This is a genomic window from Lewinella sp. (genome assembly GCF_050633125.1).
Classification (GTDB): Bacteria; Bacteroidota; Bacteroidia; order Chitinophagales; family Saprospiraceae; genus Lewinella.
The window spans coordinates 10,119-30,508 of the sequence record NZ_JBOEFX010000006.1 but is presented as its reverse complement, the minus strand read 5'-3'; the positions used below and the strand labels follow the sequence as shown (position 1 = coordinate 30,508).

The 20,390-nt window shown below is 45.9% G+C and carries 13 protein-coding genes; 3 read left to right on the top strand and 10 right to left on the bottom strand.

Annotated elements, in window-relative coordinates:
• Positions 1 to 97: 97 nt before the first annotated feature.
• The 8 genes from ACRBG0_RS01110 to ACRBG0_RS01075 all read right to left on the bottom strand — a co-directional run bounded on the left by ACRBG0_RS01110 (position 98) and on the right by ACRBG0_RS01075 (position 9,171).
• The gene (locus tag ACRBG0_RS01110) at positions 98 to 1,588 is read right to left on the bottom strand and encodes an alpha-amylase family glycosyl hydrolase (protein ID WP_431485092.1); all 1,491 of its coding nucleotides are present in this window, start codon (positions 1,586 to 1,588) and stop codon (positions 98 to 100) included.
• Positions 1,589 to 1,849: 261 nt separating this feature from the next.
• Complete coding sequence (locus ACRBG0_RS01105) at positions 1,850 to 2,692, bottom strand: metallophosphoesterase family protein (RefSeq protein WP_431485091.1); 843 nt, start codon at positions 2,690 to 2,692, stop codon at positions 1,850 to 1,852.
• Between the two features lie 96 nt (positions 2,693 to 2,788).
• Complete coding sequence (locus ACRBG0_RS01100) at positions 2,789 to 4,120, bottom strand: hypothetical protein (protein ID WP_431485090.1); 1,332 nt, start codon at positions 4,118 to 4,120, stop codon at positions 2,789 to 2,791.
• A 33-nt stretch (positions 4,121 to 4,153) separates the two neighbouring features.
• A complete protein-coding gene (locus ACRBG0_RS01095; protein ID WP_431485089.1) occupies positions 4,154 to 4,618 on the bottom strand; it encodes a hypothetical protein in 465 nt (154 codons plus the stop codon).
• A gap of 83 nt (positions 4,619 to 4,701) precedes the next feature.
• Complete coding sequence (locus tag ACRBG0_RS01090) at positions 4,702 to 6,894, bottom strand: glycoside hydrolase family 3 C-terminal domain-containing protein (RefSeq protein ID WP_431485088.1); 2,193 nt, start codon at positions 6,892 to 6,894, stop codon at positions 4,702 to 4,704.
• Between the two features lie 190 nt (positions 6,895 to 7,084).
• Positions 7,085 to 7,738 carry an alpha/beta hydrolase gene (locus ACRBG0_RS01085; RefSeq protein ID WP_431485087.1) on the bottom strand — a complete coding sequence of 218 codons (654 nt, stop codon included), beginning with the start codon at positions 7,736 to 7,738 and terminating at the stop codon, positions 7,085 to 7,087.
• A 107-nt stretch (positions 7,739 to 7,845) separates the two neighbouring features.
• Positions 7,846 to 8,433 (bottom strand): SET domain-containing protein, encoded by a 588-nt coding sequence (locus ACRBG0_RS01080; RefSeq protein WP_431485086.1) that lies wholly within the window; start codon positions 8,431 to 8,433, stop codon positions 7,846 to 7,848.
• 141 nt (positions 8,434 to 8,574) lie between these two features.
• Positions 8,575 to 9,171: a DUF502 domain-containing protein gene (locus ACRBG0_RS01075; protein WP_431485085.1), complete on the bottom strand. Its 597-nt coding sequence runs from the start codon at positions 9,169 to 9,171 to the stop codon at positions 8,575 to 8,577.
• Between the two features lie 161 nt (positions 9,172 to 9,332).
• Here ACRBG0_RS01075 and ACRBG0_RS01070 point away from each other — a divergent pair, with 161 nt between their 5' ends.
• From ACRBG0_RS01070 to ACRBG0_RS01060, 3 genes are all read left to right on the top strand, one after another.
• On the top strand, positions 9,333 to 9,833 hold the full coding sequence (locus ACRBG0_RS01070) for an NADAR family protein (protein ID WP_431485084.1): 501 nt from the start codon (positions 9,333 to 9,335) through the stop codon (positions 9,831 to 9,833).
• A gap of 359 nt (positions 9,834 to 10,192) precedes the next feature.
• Entirely contained in the window at positions 10,193 to 11,185 is a 993-nt protein-coding gene (locus ACRBG0_RS01065; RefSeq protein ID WP_431485083.1) for an NAD-dependent epimerase/dehydratase family protein, read from the top strand.
• Complete coding sequence (locus ACRBG0_RS01060) at positions 11,186 to 11,992, top strand: SDR family oxidoreductase (RefSeq protein ID WP_431485082.1); 807 nt, start codon at positions 11,186 to 11,188, stop codon at positions 11,990 to 11,992. It abuts the gene before it with no gap.
• A 627-nt stretch (positions 11,993 to 12,619) separates the two neighbouring features.
• On the opposite strand, the gene ACRBG0_RS01055 is transcribed toward ACRBG0_RS01060, so the two are convergent.
• Positions 12,620 to 13,012, bottom strand: a complete 393-nt coding sequence (locus ACRBG0_RS01055; protein WP_431485081.1) for a hypothetical protein — start codon at positions 13,010 to 13,012, stop codon at positions 12,620 to 12,622.
• A gap of 11 nt (positions 13,013 to 13,023) precedes the next feature.
• Positions 13,024 to 20,232, bottom strand: coding sequence for a M12 family metallo-peptidase (locus ACRBG0_RS01050; protein WP_431485080.1), 7,209 nt, complete (start codon positions 20,230 to 20,232; stop codon positions 13,024 to 13,026).
• Positions 20,233 to 20,390 lie beyond the last annotated feature (158 nt).

The following is a 20,390-nucleotide window of genomic DNA, read 5'->3' as shown; positions in this document are numbered from 1 at the left end:
TAGGAAACCAGAGTAGTTGTAGGTTGCGCAGACATTAGCCCGTACTCATAGTACGGAGATAACTCATTGCGGACTAAAGCCCGCGCAACCTGCTTACTTACTCTTCGTGGTGCAGTACGTGATAAGTCCAAGGAGCCATTTTCGTTGCCCAACCCTTGGTGAGTATTGTTTCTTCACCGGAAAACAGATCGGAATAGGTGCCCTCAAAATTATCGCCCGTTAATTTCAGTGCTTGCTCCTCCGCTGAAAGATTGATGATTACGATTACCTTATCACCATTCTTTTCACGGGTAAAGGCGTAGATATTTTCATCATTCCCGGTAGGGATTTTCACCAATGCACCGCCAGCTTCACCATTCCAGAGGGCTTCATTACGGTGCTTGAGGTCGAAGAGTTTTTGATAAAAAGGAGCGTATTCATAATCGCCCCATGCTATATCGTCTTTTTTGAAAAATTCGAGTCGCTTATCCATCGCGGACTCCATGCCTGAATACAACAGCGGCATCCCGTCAAACGTCGCCGTCAATACCGCGAAGGCCAGGTGGCCATCTCCCATCCGCTCAAACTCTGTACCGGCCCAGGAGTTTTCATCGTGGTTGGAAGTAAAGTGCATAAAGTAGCCTTGCTGGTATTCTACTTTGTTTTTCGCCAGGATGGTGTCAATATCGAGGGCCGTTTTGGGTTCCATGTGTTGGTCCTTTCCTTCTACGAGATTTCCTTGCACCAATTGCTTATTGTCGCTACGACTGGCCCCTTGGTACTTAGCAATTTCGTTCAGCAGGTGGTGCATCTCCCATGCGTAATCCATAACAAATCCACCACTGTTGCGCCGGTCAGGAATAGCTGCTTCGGCCAGCATAAACAGCGGCTTGATCTGGTAAAGCTCTTTATTGCAGTCTTCCCAAAAATCCAGGGGTACGCCGTGGGCTACATCTACACGGAAACCATCAACACCAATATCCTTCACCCAGAAGGCCATCGCGTCAATCATGCCGCGACGCATATCAGGGTTGTCATAATTAAGGTCTGCAACATCTGTCCACCCCCAAGATTCGCCCGTTTCTGGATTCAGAGGGTCTACAATATTGCCGTCTGCATCTTGCGTATACCAGTCTGGGTGTGCAGTAATCCAGGGATTATCCCAGCCAGTGTGGTTGGGTACCCAGTCGATGATGCAATACATCCCTTGGTCGTGGATAGCCTTCAGCAAGGCCTTAAAATCATCCATTGTCCCAAAATCAGGGTTAACATCCAGATAGTCGCCTACTGCGTAAGGGCTACCCAGTTCTCCTTTCCGTCGGGCCAGAGACACCGGGTGGATGGGCATCAGCCACAAAATATCGACACCCATTTCCTTGAGCCGAGGCAGGTGGGTTGCAAAAGCATTGAAAGTTCCTTCTGGCGTGTATTGTCGTAGGTTGACTTCGTAAATAGTAGCATTCTTGTGCCAATCCGGTAAGCGGGGCATTTCAAAAGCAGGCACCTCTGTGGTAGAGGAATCTTCGTTTTTTTCAGCAGTTTCGCAAGAAAAAAGGAAGCTAAGGGCTATTAAACTTAGTAGTAAATAATGAAAAGGCGAACCGTTCATAAAACAACGTTTTATTAGGCTTGTATAAGCTAACATCAAATGGCTACAAGCGCCAATTTCTATCCTGTATTTCGTTAAAAGCCTCGCCGATGCTTAGGCATCGCCTACGTTTTTTGCCTCATTCAGAATAAAAATTGCTGCACTTTCGCTCATTCATGCCAGGCTAAACAAACCCATTGAGGAATGCCGGCTTTAATAGGAGGATAGCAAGATAGGAAAATTTCAAAACTATAAGTCGGGTAAATTCGTGAATTGACCCTGTCAAGTGCCTTTGGTGGTTCCGTCGGGTTCATTGACCAAAATGAGGCACTTGGCGTCCAGATTAAGGACTTGTGTTCCTTTGGGGGTTTCCACCAAAGTCACAGGCCAATGATTATGGCCACAACAAACGGTATTTTTCGGAGAAGAAGCCAACATCTTACTGATTTGCTCATTTCCCATCTGTTCAGGAGAAAGGTGACTGGGCCCTTCGTGCAATAAAACAAGGTCTGGTTGCTTGAGAGCGATCCGCTTCAGTTGGGCCAGAAAATCTTTCTCGGCGACCCGATTGGGTTTACCTGGCTGGCCTATCACACCACTAATACCACCTACTTCCATTCCGCCAATCTTACGAATGTTGCCATTCAGAAAATAGATACCGGCTTCTCGTTGAAAAGCGGCAAACTCATCGGCAGTGCCAAAGCTATCATGGTTGCCTGCTACCCCAGCCACAAAGGCAAAGTGTTCGTTGAAGGCTCGCCAAACGTGGCGCACATCTCCCAAGCCGCCGCGGCGATCAGGACGAGCGTAAAGATCACCGCAGAGCAAAACCCCTACCCTATCCAAAGGAATTTCAGAGAAATAGAGCTCAAAGACGACCGGCAAATAATCGGCCAGCGCACAGCCCAGTAAAAGAGGTTCGTCTTCACCGGGAAGGGTTCCTTGTAGGTCAGAGGCGAGGATCAAGGCATCCCAATCGTCGTTGAGCTCAGCGATGGTGCCCGCTAAAATAGGGAGCTCTACTTGTTCCAATGGCCGCTCGCCGCGTGGGCCACGCCCGCCAGGGGGAACATTGAGGTAAGATAAAGTGGTAATCGGGTTTTCAGAGGGCAAGTGAACGCGCATAGGTAAAAGAGAGAGAAAAGGTGTTTTAGAACTAGTGTTTATTGACTTAACCAAGGAGTATTTGCTTAAAATAGTTCCTGGAGTATAAGCCTGATGCTATTCAAAAAAATCGTCCAATGCCAATGTCAGCATTTCGCTCGTCACTTCCCTGAAAGGTTGCAGTTCCGGGCCTTGTTCCATCACGGTTGTTGTTGTAATCGAAAGGAGGGCTTGCTTTTCCTTCTTTCTTATGGCAACAATATTTACCTCTTCTCCTTGCGGGATATTTTCAAAAACCAAAGTCCCATCACTCTTTCTAACTCCCTCAACAATGGTTTTAAAGTTAGCAAAGATCATTTTTACGATACTTCCTCTCTCCACGCCGGATACCTCCATATTCACCATTGGAGCTTCCGTACGCCAGAAGATATCGCAATTGACCCAACCTAAATCATAAGATTTGAGGGTAAACTTATCAAGGATAGTCTTCTCTTCTGATACCAAGCCTAAATCCGTATATCCGGAAACATCCGCACGGTCTCCACCTCGGCTAAATGTGGGTAAATCTTCTCCATTATTAATATCCTGAACTAAAGCTGCTTTCATAGGGTCAGATAGATTTCCTTCCAGACCAAACACTTCCAAATCACCATCACTGAACAGTGTCCAATGCACCCGTACGCTGGGGTTCTGACTTGTCTCGCTTTCTAAAATCGCAGCAATCTTATCCCTTGAAAAAAAGGCGAGAAGCTTACTTTGTAAAGCAGAAAAAGAATCATCTACATCTAGATCATCTGTAGCGTAATATTGAATCCTAACATCAACGTTATTCTCATTACCAATACCATTTCTACCCAATACATTGGCCAACGTATCCATAATCATCGTTCCATCTTCCAGTAACACCGTATCGATTCTTAGTCCACTGCTTTTGGGGCCGGCTTCCTCCCAGGTTATTTGGTTATTCGGTCCTTCTTTACCATAAAACAAGCTTGCCCCTTCGTACTGGTCCAAAGGGCCAGGAAAAGTAAGCTCAATGGCTTTATTTGGGGCTAAGGCCAACTCGTTCCCATTTTGCTCGGCCGTAATTTTAAGCATCCCTCTGGTTTCAATAAGAGCACCGTTGCAGGTGGTCACTATTGGTTCCATAAAGACTTCGGAACTTGAAAAGACTTCCTTAATACTAATATCCACCTGACCAACTACAGGCACACCATTGGCATCCACAAATGCTCCTTGCTCGATGTAGAGTTCCACCCCTTTTGGGGTCGTCAAATTTACTTCCTGTTCCGAATTCACTTCATAAACATGGGTAGGATTGGCCATTTCAAGTTCCTCAAAAAACGTTGTTTCCGATACCCTTTCCATCACTTCAGGCGGGGATGATGATTGTTCGCAACCAAAAATGATCAGAAGAAAACCAAGAGAAAAAAAGAAAGAGAGACGCATATTATTAAGCTTTAGAGAGTTCACAAAAAATAATCAAAACTGTATTTCCAATTCCAGGGTTTCCCCCATTGGCAGTACATTCCACTGGCTTATCAGATGCCGATAATCATTCATTAGTTGGGTAATCTCTGCGGGAGGCAAGTTGATACGATAATCGGTAGACATACCACTCAGTTCCAGGTTGATCAACTCATTGAATTCCTTTGGCTCACAGGCACCTCCTGCTAAAGACTGTAGCGCTCTGGTGGCCACTTCCGCGATCATGGTTTCAACCGGCAACTGGAAGATCACCTGTTTGTCGCCTAATTGCGCCATGGTGTATCCAGCGTAAAGGTTGCCATAGAAACCCGCGCGCATCCCCAATTTTTGTTCCATCACAAAATGAGCCAGATCATGACCAGGTAAGTCGGGCCCTAAATCAGCAACGAGCATCTCCCCATCGTGGCGTTGATAGGTGAGTTGGCAGCGGTGTTCTTTTTTTGTGAATCGAATGATCATAAATATACAAATTAAAAGAGGCTGTTTACCAAAAGGAATTTCCTTTCGCAAAACAGCCTCTCTGTATTATTTCAATAGAACGTTTACCAAGTAAATTGCCCTTCCTGGCGAATATCGCGAGAAGAACTACCTACTAGAATAGTAAAGGTACCGGGCTCCAACACCCATTTATTCTGCTTGTCATCGTAGTACGAGAAAGCATCTTCGTCTAGTTCAAATGTCAAATTTTGGCTGGCACCAGGTTCTAGTTTAACCTTCTGGAAGGCTTTCAGCTCTTTAGCAGGGCGCTCCAAGTTCGATTCATCATCTTTTACATAGACCTGCACTACTTCTGCACCTTTGACATCTCCTGTATTGGTAACATCCAGGCTCACTGTTACAGTTCCATTTTCTTTGGAAACCGTTAAATTATCGTAGCCGAAAGAGGTGTAGGAAAGTCCGTGACCAAAAGCAAACGCAGGTTCCACCTCGTAAGAATCGAAATAGCGGTAACCCACAAAAATGCCATCCGTATAATCCTGCTCTAGCGACTCAAACCCAGTAACGGCCAGCTTATGCGCAGGACTGTCTTCCAGTTTTACAGGAAAGGTCATCGGTAATTTTCCTGAAGGATTCAGGTTCCCAAAAAGGATATCTGCCAAGGCATTGCCGCCTTCCATACCGGGGTACCAAGCCTGGACAATGCTTTTGGCTTTACCTTGCCACTTGCGCATATCGATTGGTCCACCGCCCATCAGTACAATGACTGTGTTGGGATTAGCAGCTAGAAGTGCCTCTATCAGTTCATTTTGCCCAAAAGGAAGTTCCATGCTTGCTTTGTCGGTTGCTTCTGCATCGTAGGCGTTGTCGTTCCATTCATCGCTAAAACCGTGAATCCAGCCGCCTACGTAAATGGCTGCACCAGCATCCTTGACCTGCGCTACTGCTGCGGCAATGAGGTCTGCATCACTGCCGCCTTCGCGGCTAACGGTATAACCTTCCGCATAAGAAACGGCCGTGCTTTCGCCCAAGAGGTTTTGTAATCCATCCAAAGGCGTCACCTCGTAGAAAGCTTTTACTTGAGAGCTCCCCCCCGCTCCGGCATGCTTACGAGTAGCATTGGCACCTACGACCGCTAACGTTTTGGTCGCCGATTGATCTAATGGCAACATACCGTCGTTCTTGAGTAAGACGATCGCTTCGTCGGCAATCTGGCGAGCAATTCTTTGGTGCTCCGGCGTATTGTAAGCACCAGGATCACGTTCGCCAAAAGCATTAATACGGTACATGGTCCGCAACAGACGGCGTACTTTCGCATCAATGAGCGCTACATCAACCGTACCGTTATTAACCAAGGTAACGACCGTATCGCCCATGTGGAATTTGCTATAATCTGGATCCCCCATAGCCAGCATGGGCAGATCGGAGCCCATTTCGAGGTCGATCCCGGCGTTGACGGCTTCCATCGTGTTTTTAACCGCATTCCAATCACTGATAACAGCACCATCAAAGCCAAATTCTGTTTTCAGGATACCATCTAGCAGGTATTCACTGTGCGCACAGTAATCGCCCCGAAATTTATTGTAGGCAGCCATTACCGTGTAAACGCCACCTTCCTGCACGGCAGCTTTGAAGCCAGGGAGGTAGATTTCGTACAAAGCACGGTCGCCCATCTCTACGTTCACTTGCTCGCGCTCGTATTCCAGGTTATTGGCCACAAAGTGCTTGGCACAAGCGGCTACGCCTTGGTCTTGTACACCTTTGATGTACCCTACGGTCATCTCAGCATTGAGGTAAGGGTCTTCCGTCAAGTATTCAAAATTACGACCATTGAGTGGGCTACGAATGATATTGAGACCGGGGCCCAGAATAACGTCCTTGCCGCGATAATTGGCCTCGCTGCCAAGAACACTACCGAAGGCATAACCAAGATCACGGTTCCAGGTGGCAGCCAAGGCGGTACCTACAGGTAAATAGGTGCTACTATCTCTTACACCTTCGTCTTTCACCCAATCACGGCCGTGCTCGTGGCGTACACCATGAGGGCCATCCGACATAATGAGCTCAGGAATACCCAAACGTTCTACCCCACCGCTTGTAAAAGCAGAACTGGCGTGAATCATGTGCACTTTTTCTTCTAATGTCAACTGGCTCATGAGTGAATCAATGGCAGCTTCTATATCAGGTGCTTTCTCGGTTTCTTCCTCGACGGGAGCAGCAGGTGCTTCGCACGCCAAAAACAGGAATGGAAGGGCTATCATCCCCAGGAAGGCATAATTTCTCAAGGAGTGGATCATACGATGATTAGGTTTTAAATTTTGGTAATGCACACTCACTAACACTTAGTGTTGTATTTACAAGAACCAAAGATAAGCGCTTATTTCGAAATATTATTCTTCAAACTTCACTGCTTGCATAAGATAATTGCATTACAACTAAAGTGAAAGGTGCCGTACTGGTAAGCGCCCGCAAGCTTTAGCAAGCCCCTTAACCCTCAGCCTTTGCCCATTTTATCGTTGGTACGATCCATTCCGGCAAGGGCTTAAACAGAAATCCGTGTCCAAGCCCCGTGTTTAGTTCTATTTCTTCAAATCGAGGGATAGGTAGGTTTGATGTCTCCTTACGGCGAATGGCCGATACGCCAAAGCGATCACTACACTCATAGATCGTCAGGATATTACCACAATAGTTAATTTCCGGAATTTGTTCAATGTCACTGTCTTGAAACGAAGCTACAAAAACGAAGCTTAATTGTGGATTTGCGGCAAGCGTAGAAACATACTGCGCAATATAGCCTCCTTTTGAAGTACCCACTATCGTGATATGATCTGCCGGTACACCCAAGGTTATCAGGCTGTCAATTTGTCGAACAACTGCTGAAGCATAGGTGCGGGCATTCGTATTTGGTGGCCGTTTTTCGCTAACAACCTTTAAGCCTGCATTGGCAAAAGCAGTTTTGATCTCTTCATATTCCGTTCGGCCATACTGGAGGTGTTCTGCTTCAAGCGGATGATCCTCCAGGAAGCGGTTGTGAAGGAAAAACAAATAACGTGGTGCTTCCTTTGACTGGCAAGCAAGGAAGAGAATGCCCAGTAGTAGCAATAGGAAAACACGCTGGAAGGAGAGAATTCTTTTTATCATCGTAGGCTAAAGTTAAGCACTTGCCCTGGAATTTCACGAACTGCTTTTGGCTTAGGTCTAAAACCTTTACACCGCTCCAACCCTTACACTTTTACCTCTTGAAAAGCTTATTTCTTCAAGCGAAGCGAATACACCGATCTGTAATGTTCTGGGTTTTGAAAAAAGGCATCCAGTTGCTCGCGGGTTTCTTTTTCAACGAAAGGCATCAGCGGTTGCTCTACCGCAAAGAGGTGGCCAATCGATTGGCGAATCTTGTGATCCCATTGCTCGTAATAGTTGTCAAAATCTTCGGGCTGAATGACTTTGCGGCAGCCCGGTTCTCCACAGACGAGGGTCATTGGGTAATCGAGGTTAAAGATGCCGTATTCGTCGGTGATTTGTTCTCCCTTTTTGATTTCGCGGATGGCAATTTCAAAACCGTAGCCCGTACTGATGGTATTGCAATTGCAGCAATGATTGACGTATTTGGCAAAATCCCAGCTAATAATCCGATTGCCTTTTTCATCAATGTAGGAATACTTCTCAACGACCTCTTGCATTTCTGGTGTATGCAATAAATAGTCGGTGGGGCTAATCACCAGTTCCAGGCTGTCTTTGACGTAAACGATGGTTCCTTCGGGGATATCACTGGTTGCAAACACCCCGTAACCGATAGATTCACTGATGAATCTAAGCTCCGTATTTGGATGAATCATAGTCGCAATAAATGGTTGAAAGAGACAAGTTATTCGGAGATGTTATTTCTCCTCAAAAATCGGCGCAATGTAGTCTATAAAACAATACGGTGCTTGATTATTTTGCTGATTCATGTGCCATTTCTACTCACGCACGTAGCTTTATATGCTATTATTCTTCTCTCCCCCATCGTTCTCCTCCGACAAATCTTCTGTCAAAGTAGTAACCCCGCCGGCCATGACGTACTTCATTATTTCTGAGGATTTGGCGGCTACTGGCTGCAAATAATGCGGAGGAACAAGAAACAGCTGCCCACTAAACGAGATACTAAAAGGCACATAAACGGTGATCAATTGCTGTTCTGTCTTGAGGAATTTGAGCCCTTCGTCGGTCACAAAACCGAGGCGGCGGATTTCGGTATCGTTGCCCAACTTCACCAAAACCGGGCGGTTAAAACCTTGTTTTTGGCCTACTACGGCCTTGAGCATGTCCTTGACCGAGGTATAGATGGTCTTGATGAAAGGTACCTGCTCTAGTTGGTGATCCAGAAAATGAAAAAAGGGCAGTTTGATGAGAAAACTACCTATGAAGCCCACCAGTGTCACGCCTACCAACATAAGCAAAATTCCCACACCGGGGAAACTGAACCCGAGCAGTTGGTCCAATTCTGTAAAGCTCCAGTACAGCGCGTAGCCTGTGACCGTAATCGGAGTGAGGTACAGGAGGCCCTGGAGAAAATAAGTAGCAACGGTTTTCATGAATGCAGTATTATCGGTTGTCAGCGACGTAGGTGCAACCTACAACAAGCCGTTGGGCAAATTTAGGAGAAAGTTTTTGATGCGGGGAGAAAGAGTTGAATACTTTGTCATAACATTGTACATATGTCTTGTTAATCCAATCACTTCAATCGCCCAGACACATGAGAGAAACCGACGATTATTACTTTTTCTGGAAACACCAATTTGGCCAATGGACACTTAGGAATATGGTAGATGTCGATGGCATAGAATACAATTGCTGTGAGCAATTTATGATGTATAAGAAAGCCATTCTTTTCGGGGATAAAGCAATAGCCCAACAGCTACTTGCTGAAAAAGATCCATCTGCACAGCAGAAAATGGGCCGATTGATTCGCGGATTCAAGGCAGAATTATGGGATAAACATAAGCTCGGAATCGTTTGGTACGGAAATTATTTAAAATTTACACAGCATCCCGATTTGCAAGAAAGGCTATTGCAGACAGGTGATAAAATTTTAGCCGAAGCTTCGCCCTATGATCTCATTTGGGGCGTGGGGCTGGGTGCTAAAGATGATAACATACTGGATTCCGCAAACTGGCGAGGCCAAAACCTGCTGGGCAAAACGCTGATGTCGTTAAGGGCATTACTTGCTGTGACAGCTAAAGACACAGGGCTTTAGGAGTTATCAGTGACGTAGGTGCAGCTTGTAACGAACAGCATATAAACGCGTAGGCCAACAGGCCGGAGCGCGGGGCGCGGAGCGACCGAGGACAAGGGATAAAAAGGAGCGGTAGCGACTGGATAGCCCGGTGCCGATCCCGTCCCGACTAGAAAAGTCGGGGCGGGAGAAGGCATGGCCCCAAAAGCAGAGAATTTTATACTAATTTGCTAGTGGCCTTCTTTCCTAAACCGCTGTTACGACCTCATGGAAAAGCAAAACCCCACGTAATTTTCCCTATCTTTCGGCCCGTCGCAAATACTGGAGTAGTTTGCGAAACTTGGACGCCTACACCCCTTCACTCACCTATAGCATTAATAATGAAAGTATTGGTTACAGGAGCCGATGGTTTCTTGGGCAATAATATTGTCAGGGAAGTATTGGGTCGCGGGCATGAAGTCTACGCATTTATACAGCAAGGAAGACACATCAAGACCTTGGATGAGCTATCGATTACCAAGCGATATGGTGACCTGCTCAATGCCGAGGAGGTCGCTCAAGCGGCCGAAGGCTGCGACTATATTATTCACGCAGCAGCGAACACTTCGATCTGGCCGCAGCGGTCGGAGATTACCCGTAGAGTGAATTACGAAGGTACTTTGAACGTTATCAAGGCGGCTTTGCAGGCCAAGGTGAAACGTATGGTATCGGTGGGTTCGGCCAATTCGTTTGGCAATGGTTCGCTGGAAAATCCCGGCGATGAACGTTCGCCTTTTGCGGCTGGAAAATATGGTTTGGACTACATCGACTCGAAGCGGGATGCGCAGGAAGCCATCATTGACCATGTCGAAAACCATGGTCTTAATGCGGTTATCATCAACCCTACTTTTATGCTAGGGCCATACGACACCAAGCCCAGTAGTGGCGAATTATTGCTGGCCTTGTACCACCAAAAGATACCGGGATATACGGCCAGTGGCCGCAATTTTATTTATGTGAAAGATGTGGCTGTTGCTGCTGCCAACGCCCTGACCATGGGCAAGAGCGGCGAGTGCTACATCATGGCCAATGAAAACTTGTCGTACAAGGATTTCAACCAGTTGGTAGCTGACGAACTGAACGTTCAGCCTCCTAAGCTACTGATTCCAAAGCCTTTTATCTTGCTTTACGGTGCAGTTTCGCAAATGTGGGCTTACCTGACGGGCAAGCCACCGGTGGTGAGTTATGCCGTGGCGCAGATAAGCCTGGACACCAATTATTACACTGCTGCTAAAGCAGTAAAAGAGTTAAAACTACCACAAACGCCCATCAAAATCGCCGTTCGTGAGGCCTTTAATTGGTTTCAGGAGAATGGTTATCTCAACAAAGTGTAAATGAGTCAGTCAACATTAGCAGGAAAAGTAGCCATTGTTACGGGCTCAAGTATGGGTATTGGTAAAGCGGTAGCTATCGCGTTGGCCAACAAACAGGTGAAAGTGGTTTTGAATGGTCGCAACCTGGAAAAGCTTACCCGTACTACAAATGAGCTACAAGCACAAGGTTTGGAGGTATTTCCCATCCAGGGAGATGTGGGCATCTACGAAGATTGTGAACGGTTGATCGCTCAGACTGTCGCCCAATACGGTGCTTTAGACATTTTGGTCAACAATGCCGGGCTAGCGATGACAGGCAGTATTGCCGATGCTCCGGCTGATGCTTTCCAGAAGGTTTTTCATACCAACATTCTGGGAGTCCTCTACCCTACCAAGGCGGCGATTCCTCATTTGAAAGCGACCAAAGGGAGCGTCGTCTTTTCGGGCAGCATCGCTGGCTTTATGGGTATCCCCAATTACTCGGCCTACTCGGCCTCGAAAATGTCGCTGACGGCTTTGGTGCAATCACTCAAGATAGAGCTGGCTGGAACGGGTGTTCATGTAGGGATCAACTACATCGGTTTTGCCGAAAACGACCCCACCAAAACATACCTCAACGAGCAGGGCGAGGTGGTGACCATGCCAGTGCGCGACCAGTTTAAAAAGATGCCGGTAGAGGAAGTTGCTCAATATTTTGTGAGCGGCATCGAGAAGCGGAAATACAAGCAGACCCTTTCTTTACTCGGTAAACTAACGGGAATTATGCCGCGTTTCTTCCCCCGTATTTTTGAATGGGCTATGATCAGGAAGCATTTGAAAAATGGTTGATGGTTGAAAACGGATTCAATATTAACGACATGGCTGGTTTGTTTACAGGGTTTAATGTTTTGGGTGCATGGTTTTTGTATGCCTTGCTTACCTTCTTTTTTGGGAAGAGAAAGAAAAGCCAGAATGTCTCGTTCATTCTGGGTATAGTTGGCCTTATATTCCTATGCTCCTTAATTGTGGAGTATGGAATCGCCTGGTATTCAGGCTACCTTGAGGAACAGCTAAATACGCTATTGGCAATTTTTGGGGCTTAATAATATGGTTGGTTGTAATTGTTGTATTGAGCCTGATCAACGGTGTAAAGGTTGAGTGAGTGTAAGGGTAGAATGTTCAATGTGACCTGTTTGGGCTGAGACTTATTTGGGCTTTAATTCACAACCCACCCCAACCCCTCCCTAGTCAGGCGAGGGGCTTTTGAATCACTTATCTCTTGATAATCAATATTTTATGAATTAAAATCCTCCCTCCATCACAAGGGAGAGAATTAGAGGGTGGGTCGTGAACACAAGCCTAAAGTCGTCACTCTCCTTTAATATCAGATTGTGCAGCCTAAGTGTAAGGGTGTAAAAGTGGCCGTATCTATAGATTAAATTCACGAATTCGACAGCAAAGACAATGGAAATTTGATTATCCTGTTCTTACAGTATAATCAAATTCCCATTCCTTCATGTATAAATGGACAATCACGTCTACATTGTCATCTTCAAACAATAGTTGCCACATCCCGCTTTCTAATTCTCTCAAATCTATGGCTTGCAAGCGAATCTCCTTGTATGATCCACCCTCTTCATACCAATCATCAAATTCGGCTTTGACATTATTTTGGATTAAAGGATAAATTAACTCCACCCATTTTTCATCCATCAGTGACAGAAAGGATGCCTGAAAATCCGTAAATTCTTGAAATGAATTTATCCGAGATCCAAAAAGTAGATTACCATAATTCTTCCAAGTGGTCTGCCGAATTGATTCAATGGCATCTGATGCATATCTTTTTCTTATTTCTTGGATGAAATTCATTTTCCATTTCTTTAATTACGAATAACCACTATTCGCTCTACGCGCCGGAAACTGTCATTTGACAAAACCAACAGGTATACGCCTGGAGGGAATGTGCTTAAGGAGAGCTCCTGGCTTATTGTCCGCACTGCTGGCATTTTTAGCAATGCTGCTCCATTAATATCATACAGTTCCAAGTCGTAAGACCAACTATTGGCATTATCATGCTCAATAAATAAACGGTCGGAACTAGGATTTGGGAAAATCCGCAGGGTGGCTGCTTCCGGGCTTAGCGTATTGGTAAGCATGACGGTATAGCTTTCTGTAAATGTACAGCCATTGGCATCTCGAACTGTCAGTGCTATCACTTGACCTGCCTGTAAGCCGTTAAGCGGATTGTTTGTACTGTCATTGCTCCACTGGAAACTGTATGGCGGAGTGCCTCCACTTGCTAAAGCCGTAGCTTGTACGTTTTGCTGAGCGTCAACAGAGAAGTTGACGATAGCTCCCAAGTTGGCCGGTGCCTGTATCTGGACACTAGCTGACAAACCACAGCTGGCGGAACTCACATTATAGGTATACACGCCGGTGGAAAGTCCTTCTAAAACAGGGCTGTCGCTGCCATTGCTCCAGGAGATATTATAAGGAAGGATGCCTCCACTAATCAGTAGATTTATTTGCCCGTCATTATCATCTGCACAAGCTGGATCAACGGCTATATAATCGACCTCAAATGGTGGAACAAAAGGCACCTCAAAACTCTCTGTTACAGTACAACCATTGGCATCTGTTAGCACTACATCATACATTCCTGCGGTGAGGTTAGAAGCTACATTACCGCTCTGATCATTGCTCCAGGTCACTTCATAAGGCGGCTGACCAGCGCTTGGCTGGCTTATCGCAATGATTTCTCCATCTCCACAACCCAACAATACCTGAAGGTTGGTAGCTATAGGCGCCTCGCCGAGCAATTCGATACTGCTTTCCAGGCTACAGCCATTGGCATTTGTGATTGTAACAATATAGGTACCCACATCGAGGCTATTCAATTGTGGCCCTGACTGCCCTGTATTCCACATGAAAGTATGGCCTGCATTTCCACCAGCTACTTCCAGGGTAATACTGCCATCTTCCTGTCCAGCACAGGTCGGTTCTTCTACCTCTGTTGCCATTAACTCTACGCTCTCTGATGCTTCCAAGGTTATTTCCTCTGTGGATTCACAGCCCTCTGCCGTTCGGATGTTCAGCATATAAGTGTCAGGACTCAACCCACCGAAAATGGTATTGGACATAAAAGGACCACCTGCAAAGCTGATCTCCAAACCAGGGTCATTACTAATGATTTCGATCAAACCATCGGTATTGGCCGCACAGCTTACCTCGCTAATTTCTATCTCGTATTCCGGGAACGGTAGTTCTTCTACCAAGAATTCCCATACACTTTCACAAGCATTGTCGTCCGTTATGGTAACCACATACTCATCTGGCGTTAATCCATCTAGCGTAGGCGTATTTTCAGGCGTATGCGCCCATTGATAGTCTATTGTAGCTTGATCACTTGTCAAAGTAATCGTACCATTGGGTTCACCTGCACAACTGGGGGTCGTGAGTACTTCTATCGTCGGTAAGTCGTAAAAACTTAATTCAACATTTGCTACCGAATCACAGCCATTAGCAGCGGTGAAAGTCGCGGTATACAAACCGGGTTCATTTTGGGCTTCGCCAAAGATGACCGTGCTCTCTCCTTCACAAACATAGCGTTCCTCATCTGAAGAAGTGGGTGCTAATACATCGAGGTAGTAGACTTGTGTAGAGTCACAACCATTACTTGCCGTAAAGGTCGATTCGTAAGTACCACTGGCATTTTCCAAACTGCCAAATATCTCCACGCTTTCTCCTTCGCAAATATTAATAAAGTCTTCTATTACGATGTGCGCTAAAATACTCAAACTCACTTCATGAACAGAGTCGCAGCCCGCAGTAGAAACAAATGATTCGGTATACACACCAGCATCGCTGATTTCTTCTCCAAAGATGAGGATAGATTCTCCCTCACAAATGCTCAGCATCTCGCTGGTCTCAATGAGTTCGGCAAATACGATTTCTACCGTATGGGTAGAGTCACAGCCATTGCTTGCCGTAAAAGTGGCTGTTGCCGAAGCGTCATCTGTATAGGTTTCGCCAAAGACGGTCACCGATTGCCCGCTACAAGCTTGTATGGTTTCGTCCGTAAAGAAGGGTTCGGCCACTATCAGCGTGATCGTGTGGGTAGAATCGCAGCCCAAGCTACTCTCAAAGGTCTCGCTGTATTCTCCGGCTTCGCTGACTACTTCACCAAACAGTTCAATGCTTTCGCCTGTACAAATTTGGGCCATATCAGACGTGTTTACGACATCAATCAGTGTGACCGTTACCTGATGGATAGAATCACAACCTGCTGCTGACAGGAATGTCCCTTCATAAGTTCCAGCCTCACTCACCTCTTCACCAAACAGCACAACACTATTACCGGAACAGAGTGAAAGTGCTTCTGAAGTCTCTATTTGGTCCGTCACTGTTAACACGACGGTATGGGTGGAATCACAGCCATTACTGGTAACGAAGGTCGCCTCGTAGGTGCCACTGGTGTTTTCCATATTTCCAAATATTTCCACGCTTTCACCCTCGCAAATGTCAATGAGTTCTTCGATGGCTACGTGCTCAAACACCATTAGATTTACCTCATGGATAGAATCACAACCAGCAGCAGAAACGAATGATTCGGCGTACACGCCAGCATCACTGATTTCTTCTCCAAAGATGAGTATAGATTCTCCCTCACAAATACTCAGCATCTCGCTGGTCTCAATGAGTTCGGCAAATACGATTTCTACCGTATGGGTAGAGTCACAGCCATTGCTTGCCGTAAAGGTGGCTGTTGCCGAAGCATCATCTGTATAGGTTTCGCCAAAGACGGTCACCGATTGCCCGCTACAAGCTTGTATGGTTTCGTCCGTAAAGAAGGGTTCGGCCACTATCAGCGTGATCGTGTGGGTAGAATCGCAGCCCAAGCTACTCTCAAAGGTCTCGCTGTATTCTCCGGCTTCGCTGACTACTTCACCAAACAGTTCAATGCTTTCGCCTGTACAAATTTGGGCCATATCAGACGTGTTTACGACATCAATCAGTGTGACCGTTACCTGGTGAATAGAGTCACAACCTGCTGCTGACAGAAATGTTCCTTCATAAGTTCCAGCTTCACTCACCTCTTCGCCAAACAGCATCACACTATTACCCGAACAAAGTGAAAGTGCTTCTGAGGTCTCTATTTGATCCACTACCGTCAGGACGACAGTATGCGTAGAATCACAGTCATTAACAGAAGTAAAGCTGCCCGTGTAGGTGCCACTTGTACTTACTTCCTCACCAAAGAGTTCTACACTTTCTCCGGCACAAATTTGGAGCATCTCGTCGGTATTAACCGGACTAAACACAGAAAGGGTAATACTGTGGGTAGAATCGCAGCCATTTTGCCCATCAAAAGTCGATTGATAGAGACCTGCTTCGGTAACGACCTCGCCAAACAACTCAATTTCTTCGCCTTCACAAATGGACAATTCTTCTTCCGTTTGCTGACTTTCAAATACGATTAATTCAATCTGTACCAAAGAGTCGCAGCCATTCACGCTAGCGTAGGTGGCGGTGTACATTCCTGGTTCATCCACCTCTTCTCCGTCAATGGTAACGCTCTCTCCTGAGCAGATTTCTATCGTCTGAGAGCTCATCAAATCTTCTTCATTTACCACATCTACCATAACGGATGTATTGCCCAATTCCAGGTCGCAATCAAAAGTATTGACGGCGCTTACCAAGCTGTATTCGGTGGCTAGTTCCGGATAAAGTACTAAGATATCTGCCAATGTAAAATCGACTACCGTTTGCGGTTCACCATTTACCTCTAATATCCAACTAAAGCTACCGCCCCAGGCAATATCCCCCGAAAGGGATAGCTCAACACCATCTCCCGGGCACAATACAGAGCGATTGACTTCCAGGCTTAAAACCACCTCCGGGCAACTGGGCACAAAGGTTAAACATTCGGCAAATGGAGAGGTATTATTATCACTATCAGTGGCAGTAGCTGTCAATACTTCATCCCCTGTTAAATTCAGTCCATCCAATATCCAATTGCCATCGGGATCAGCAAAAGTAGTATTGAGGTACGTTTTCCCTTGGCAAAGCACATTGAAAGCACAGCTGCCATCATGCGCCAGGAAAACTTCGATCAGGTCACCAGGTGCGGCGGTACCGTATAATTCATTTTCGTTTACTTCCGTTAAAACAGGTGATGCCTTATCGCCGTTAGCACCATTTCGTAATTGTATGCCGCCATTGAATCGGTTACAGTAAAAGCTGTTTTGCGTAATCCGGTGCGATTGGCCATCGCCTTGGATGCCATCTATATTCACCCCCCACCAGTTATCGTACATGGTATTGCCTGCTATCAGTATCCGGTTAGCTCGGGATGTCTGCACGCCATTGCGGAGATTGAACATTTCATTGCCTCGAATTTCCACATCATCAGTGGTTACATAAACACCAGTGGCCTGCGACGGACTGCTAATCGTATTACTGTCAATAAGAATCTGACTAGCACTGGCTAGAACCGTGATCATACGTTGCCCATCAAAACCAGAAAGGGTATTATTTCGTACTAACCCACTTCGCCCTCTGATATCTATCAACTCGCGAAAATCTTCAATTTCATTGTTTCTTATATTGAAGTTAGTTGACGTTTCCTCCAGCAGGATCGCTCGGCCAAAACCTGGGCGGGCATGAAATAGGGTAAAGCCTTGAATCGTATTGAAATTACTGGCTACTGTAAACAATGGCTGAGTATCATCAAACACAATGATACGTTCACCAGCACCATCGATAAGGATATTGTCATCTACAATTGAAGGGAGTGCCCCATTAATAAAGAGCGTATCATCCAGCGCCAAGTCAAATACGATTGTATCCAAATCAGCTAGCGCATTGGCACAGTTAATAGCTTGGCGCAAGCTCCCGGCTATACTATCTTGGGTAGTCGTTACCGTAAAGGTGGTACCCTGTGGGCAAACGGAGACTTCTGTACAAAAGCTAGTCAGTTCCTCCGAAGCAAATTCTCCACCGGCAGCATACACTGCCCCTGTTGAACCTTGTAGCACGTAAGTACCCAGGCCGAAGATGCAACAGATACCGTCATTACCGCTGTCCATAATGCGGAAATCATAACATCCATCTGACAAACAGTAATCATATTGAAGGGTTGCACCATCCGGAATATCAGTGCTACCGGCACCGGAATGCACAACCATTCCATCTCCATCCAGAATTTCCCAGCTTGTTTCCTCTGGACGGTCATCAAAGGTGATAATGAAGTTGAGTACATTTTCCAGACAAGCAAGACAGTCGGCGTTCTCCGTACAATCGGGATCATTACAATCTACTAGTCCATCCAAATCATTATCTATACCATCATAGCAATTTTCCTGGACAACACCGTCACAAATATCGATGCTCGTTTCAGAAGTAAATACTCCACCGTTGGCGATAATCATGCCATCGACATCCGTTAGGGTATAGCCTCCTTCTCCATAATTACAACAGATACCGTCTCCTCCACTATCGAAGATGGTTAAAGTATAGCAAGCTTCATCCAGGCAAAACTCTTCGGTGATGGTCTGCCCGATCAAATTATTAGCATAAGCCGTTCCACTCTCTACCACATCGCCATCTTGGTTGGTCAGCTCCCAGGAGGTCTCTGTAGGGCGATTATCAAAAGTGAGGCTAAAGTTGAAAACACTTTGTTCACAAGGTAGGCAAGCTACATATTCATCACAATCGGGGTCTTCACAGTCCGTCAGGCCATCAAAATCATTGTCAAAACCATCATTACAAACCTCCGGACTGGGTTCGCAGGGTGATAAGCATTCTGCATTATAGACGCGATCACGAATCAGATCACCAGGTTGTGGACCGAAGCCAAGCGCTAAGTCAATGCCTACGCCAACTAAATGACAATAACTCATGACCGTACCATCAACAGGTAGTCCGGCGTTTTGATTACAAGGTTGATTGGTACCATAACCCGCCTCGATACCACAACGATCAATAGCGGTGTTATTACCATTCCAAACACAATCATGGGTGTGCCGTGATCCTAAATTGTGTCCTATTTCATGGGTCACGACCTCTACAGACCAGGAATAAACCGGAATATCATTGTAATTAGGGTTGATTCCGGAGTAACCATGCTTGCTATAAAAAGTGCTACAAAGTACATCTAAAGAAGCGATACCGCCCCCGCCTTGGTAACCGACCAAATGAGCGAGATCACCATTGAAGTCTAAGCCGGTTGCTGTCCTAAATTGCGACAAGTAGTTGGACGTTGAAGGGCCAGTATAGGGATCTGTTTGATCCCAAACCACTAGTTGGTGAATATTCAGATTGATAGCTTCATTGAAATACATCAGGCTAATCTGATTAAATAAGCCCGTAATATAATCCGTAGTATTGGCCACACCGCCTTTGTCAACAGTGATATCATTGTCAACCTCCACATACATCAGCACACAATTACCGGGATTCGTCGAGCTTCGATTGATAACTGCCTGGTGATCTACCTCAAAATCAACAGGCTCATCAACGCCACACTCAAAATCCAGGGCGGCATTCAAATCTTCTTGCCGATAAAGCAGGTGGCGACCTTCCGGATCATCCTTCAAGGCTGCAATATTGTACGCTCCAGTCTCACTCATGATCATACCAATCATTTGCTCATGAAAAACACTGATCGAAACCATCGAATGTACTTCTCCTTCTACCATCCCCCAGTAGTGATGCGCATCCTGTTCGGTAGGCGTATACGATCTTCTGTCTTGATTATATACCGCAAACGAAGGACTTTGGCTTCTAGCAGGAATCAGTAAGAGATTACGGGTTTGCCCGTCAGGAAAAAGGAATGGCAAGCGAATGCGCCCCGTTCTACGAAGCAATAATTCGTCTATATCTAGCTGTGATAATGTAAATGTAATACCATGGTCCAAAGCGGGGTTGGCTTGGCGAAAAGATGCGTTTATAGGGCTGGCCTCTGTTACCAAATTTACGTCTTCAAAAGTGGCTAGAGGGTAGTCACTAACGGTAGATGTAATTATATTCTGGGATTGAACTGTCATCGCCAACAGGCTCAACAGAAGTAGTAGCGCTATATTCTTCATGGATAGTTGCTAAGAGCTTATTTTGTGCAATACAATAAGAGTGAGTGAACAAGATAAGAAAATTCTTTTTTGGGATTGATCGTTGGGGATTGATGGTTGATGGAAATTTGGGCACGCTAAATACTTCCGACTTCCCACTCCCGAACTCCGATTTTGCA

Excerpts from the sequence above, each read along its gene's own strand:
- ACRBG0_RS01110 (WP_431485092.1), bottom strand. The coding sequence starts at position 1,588 with ATGAACGGTTCGCCTTTTCATTATTTACTACTAAGTTTAATAGCCCTT.
- ACRBG0_RS01105 (WP_431485091.1), bottom strand. The coding sequence starts at position 2,692 with ATGCGCGTTCACTTGCCCTCTGAAAACCCGATTACCACTTTATCTTAC.
- ACRBG0_RS01100 (WP_431485090.1), bottom strand. The coding sequence starts at position 4,120 with ATGCGTCTCTCTTTCTTTTTTTCTCTTGGTTTTCTTCTGATCATTTTT.
- ACRBG0_RS01095 (WP_431485089.1), bottom strand. The coding sequence starts at position 4,618 with ATGATCATTCGATTCACAAAAAAAGAACACCGCTGCCAACTCACCTAT.
- ACRBG0_RS01090 (WP_431485088.1), bottom strand. The coding sequence starts at position 6,894 with ATGATCCACTCCTTGAGAAATTATGCCTTCCTGGGGATGATAGCCCTT.
- ACRBG0_RS01085 (WP_431485087.1), bottom strand. The coding sequence starts at position 7,738 with ATGATAAAAAGAATTCTCTCCTTCCAGCGTGTTTTCCTATTGCTACTA.
- ACRBG0_RS01080 (WP_431485086.1), bottom strand. The coding sequence starts at position 8,433 with ATGATTCATCCAAATACGGAGCTTAGATTCATCAGTGAATCTATCGGT.
- ACRBG0_RS01075 (WP_431485085.1), bottom strand. The coding sequence starts at position 9,171 with ATGAAAACCGTTGCTACTTATTTTCTCCAGGGCCTCCTGTACCTCACT.
- ACRBG0_RS01070 (WP_431485084.1), top strand. The coding sequence starts at position 9,333 with ATGAGAGAAACCGACGATTATTACTTTTTCTGGAAACACCAATTTGGC.
- ACRBG0_RS01065 (WP_431485083.1), top strand. The coding sequence starts at position 10,193 with ATGAAAGTATTGGTTACAGGAGCCGATGGTTTCTTGGGCAATAATATT.
- ACRBG0_RS01060 (WP_431485082.1), top strand. The coding sequence starts at position 11,186 with ATGAGTCAGTCAACATTAGCAGGAAAAGTAGCCATTGTTACGGGCTCA.
- ACRBG0_RS01055 (WP_431485081.1), bottom strand. The coding sequence starts at position 13,012 with ATGAATTTCATCCAAGAAATAAGAAAAAGATATGCATCAGATGCCATT.
- ACRBG0_RS01050 (WP_431485080.1), bottom strand. The coding sequence starts at position 20,232 with ATGAAGAATATAGCGCTACTACTTCTGTTGAGCCTGTTGGCGATGACA.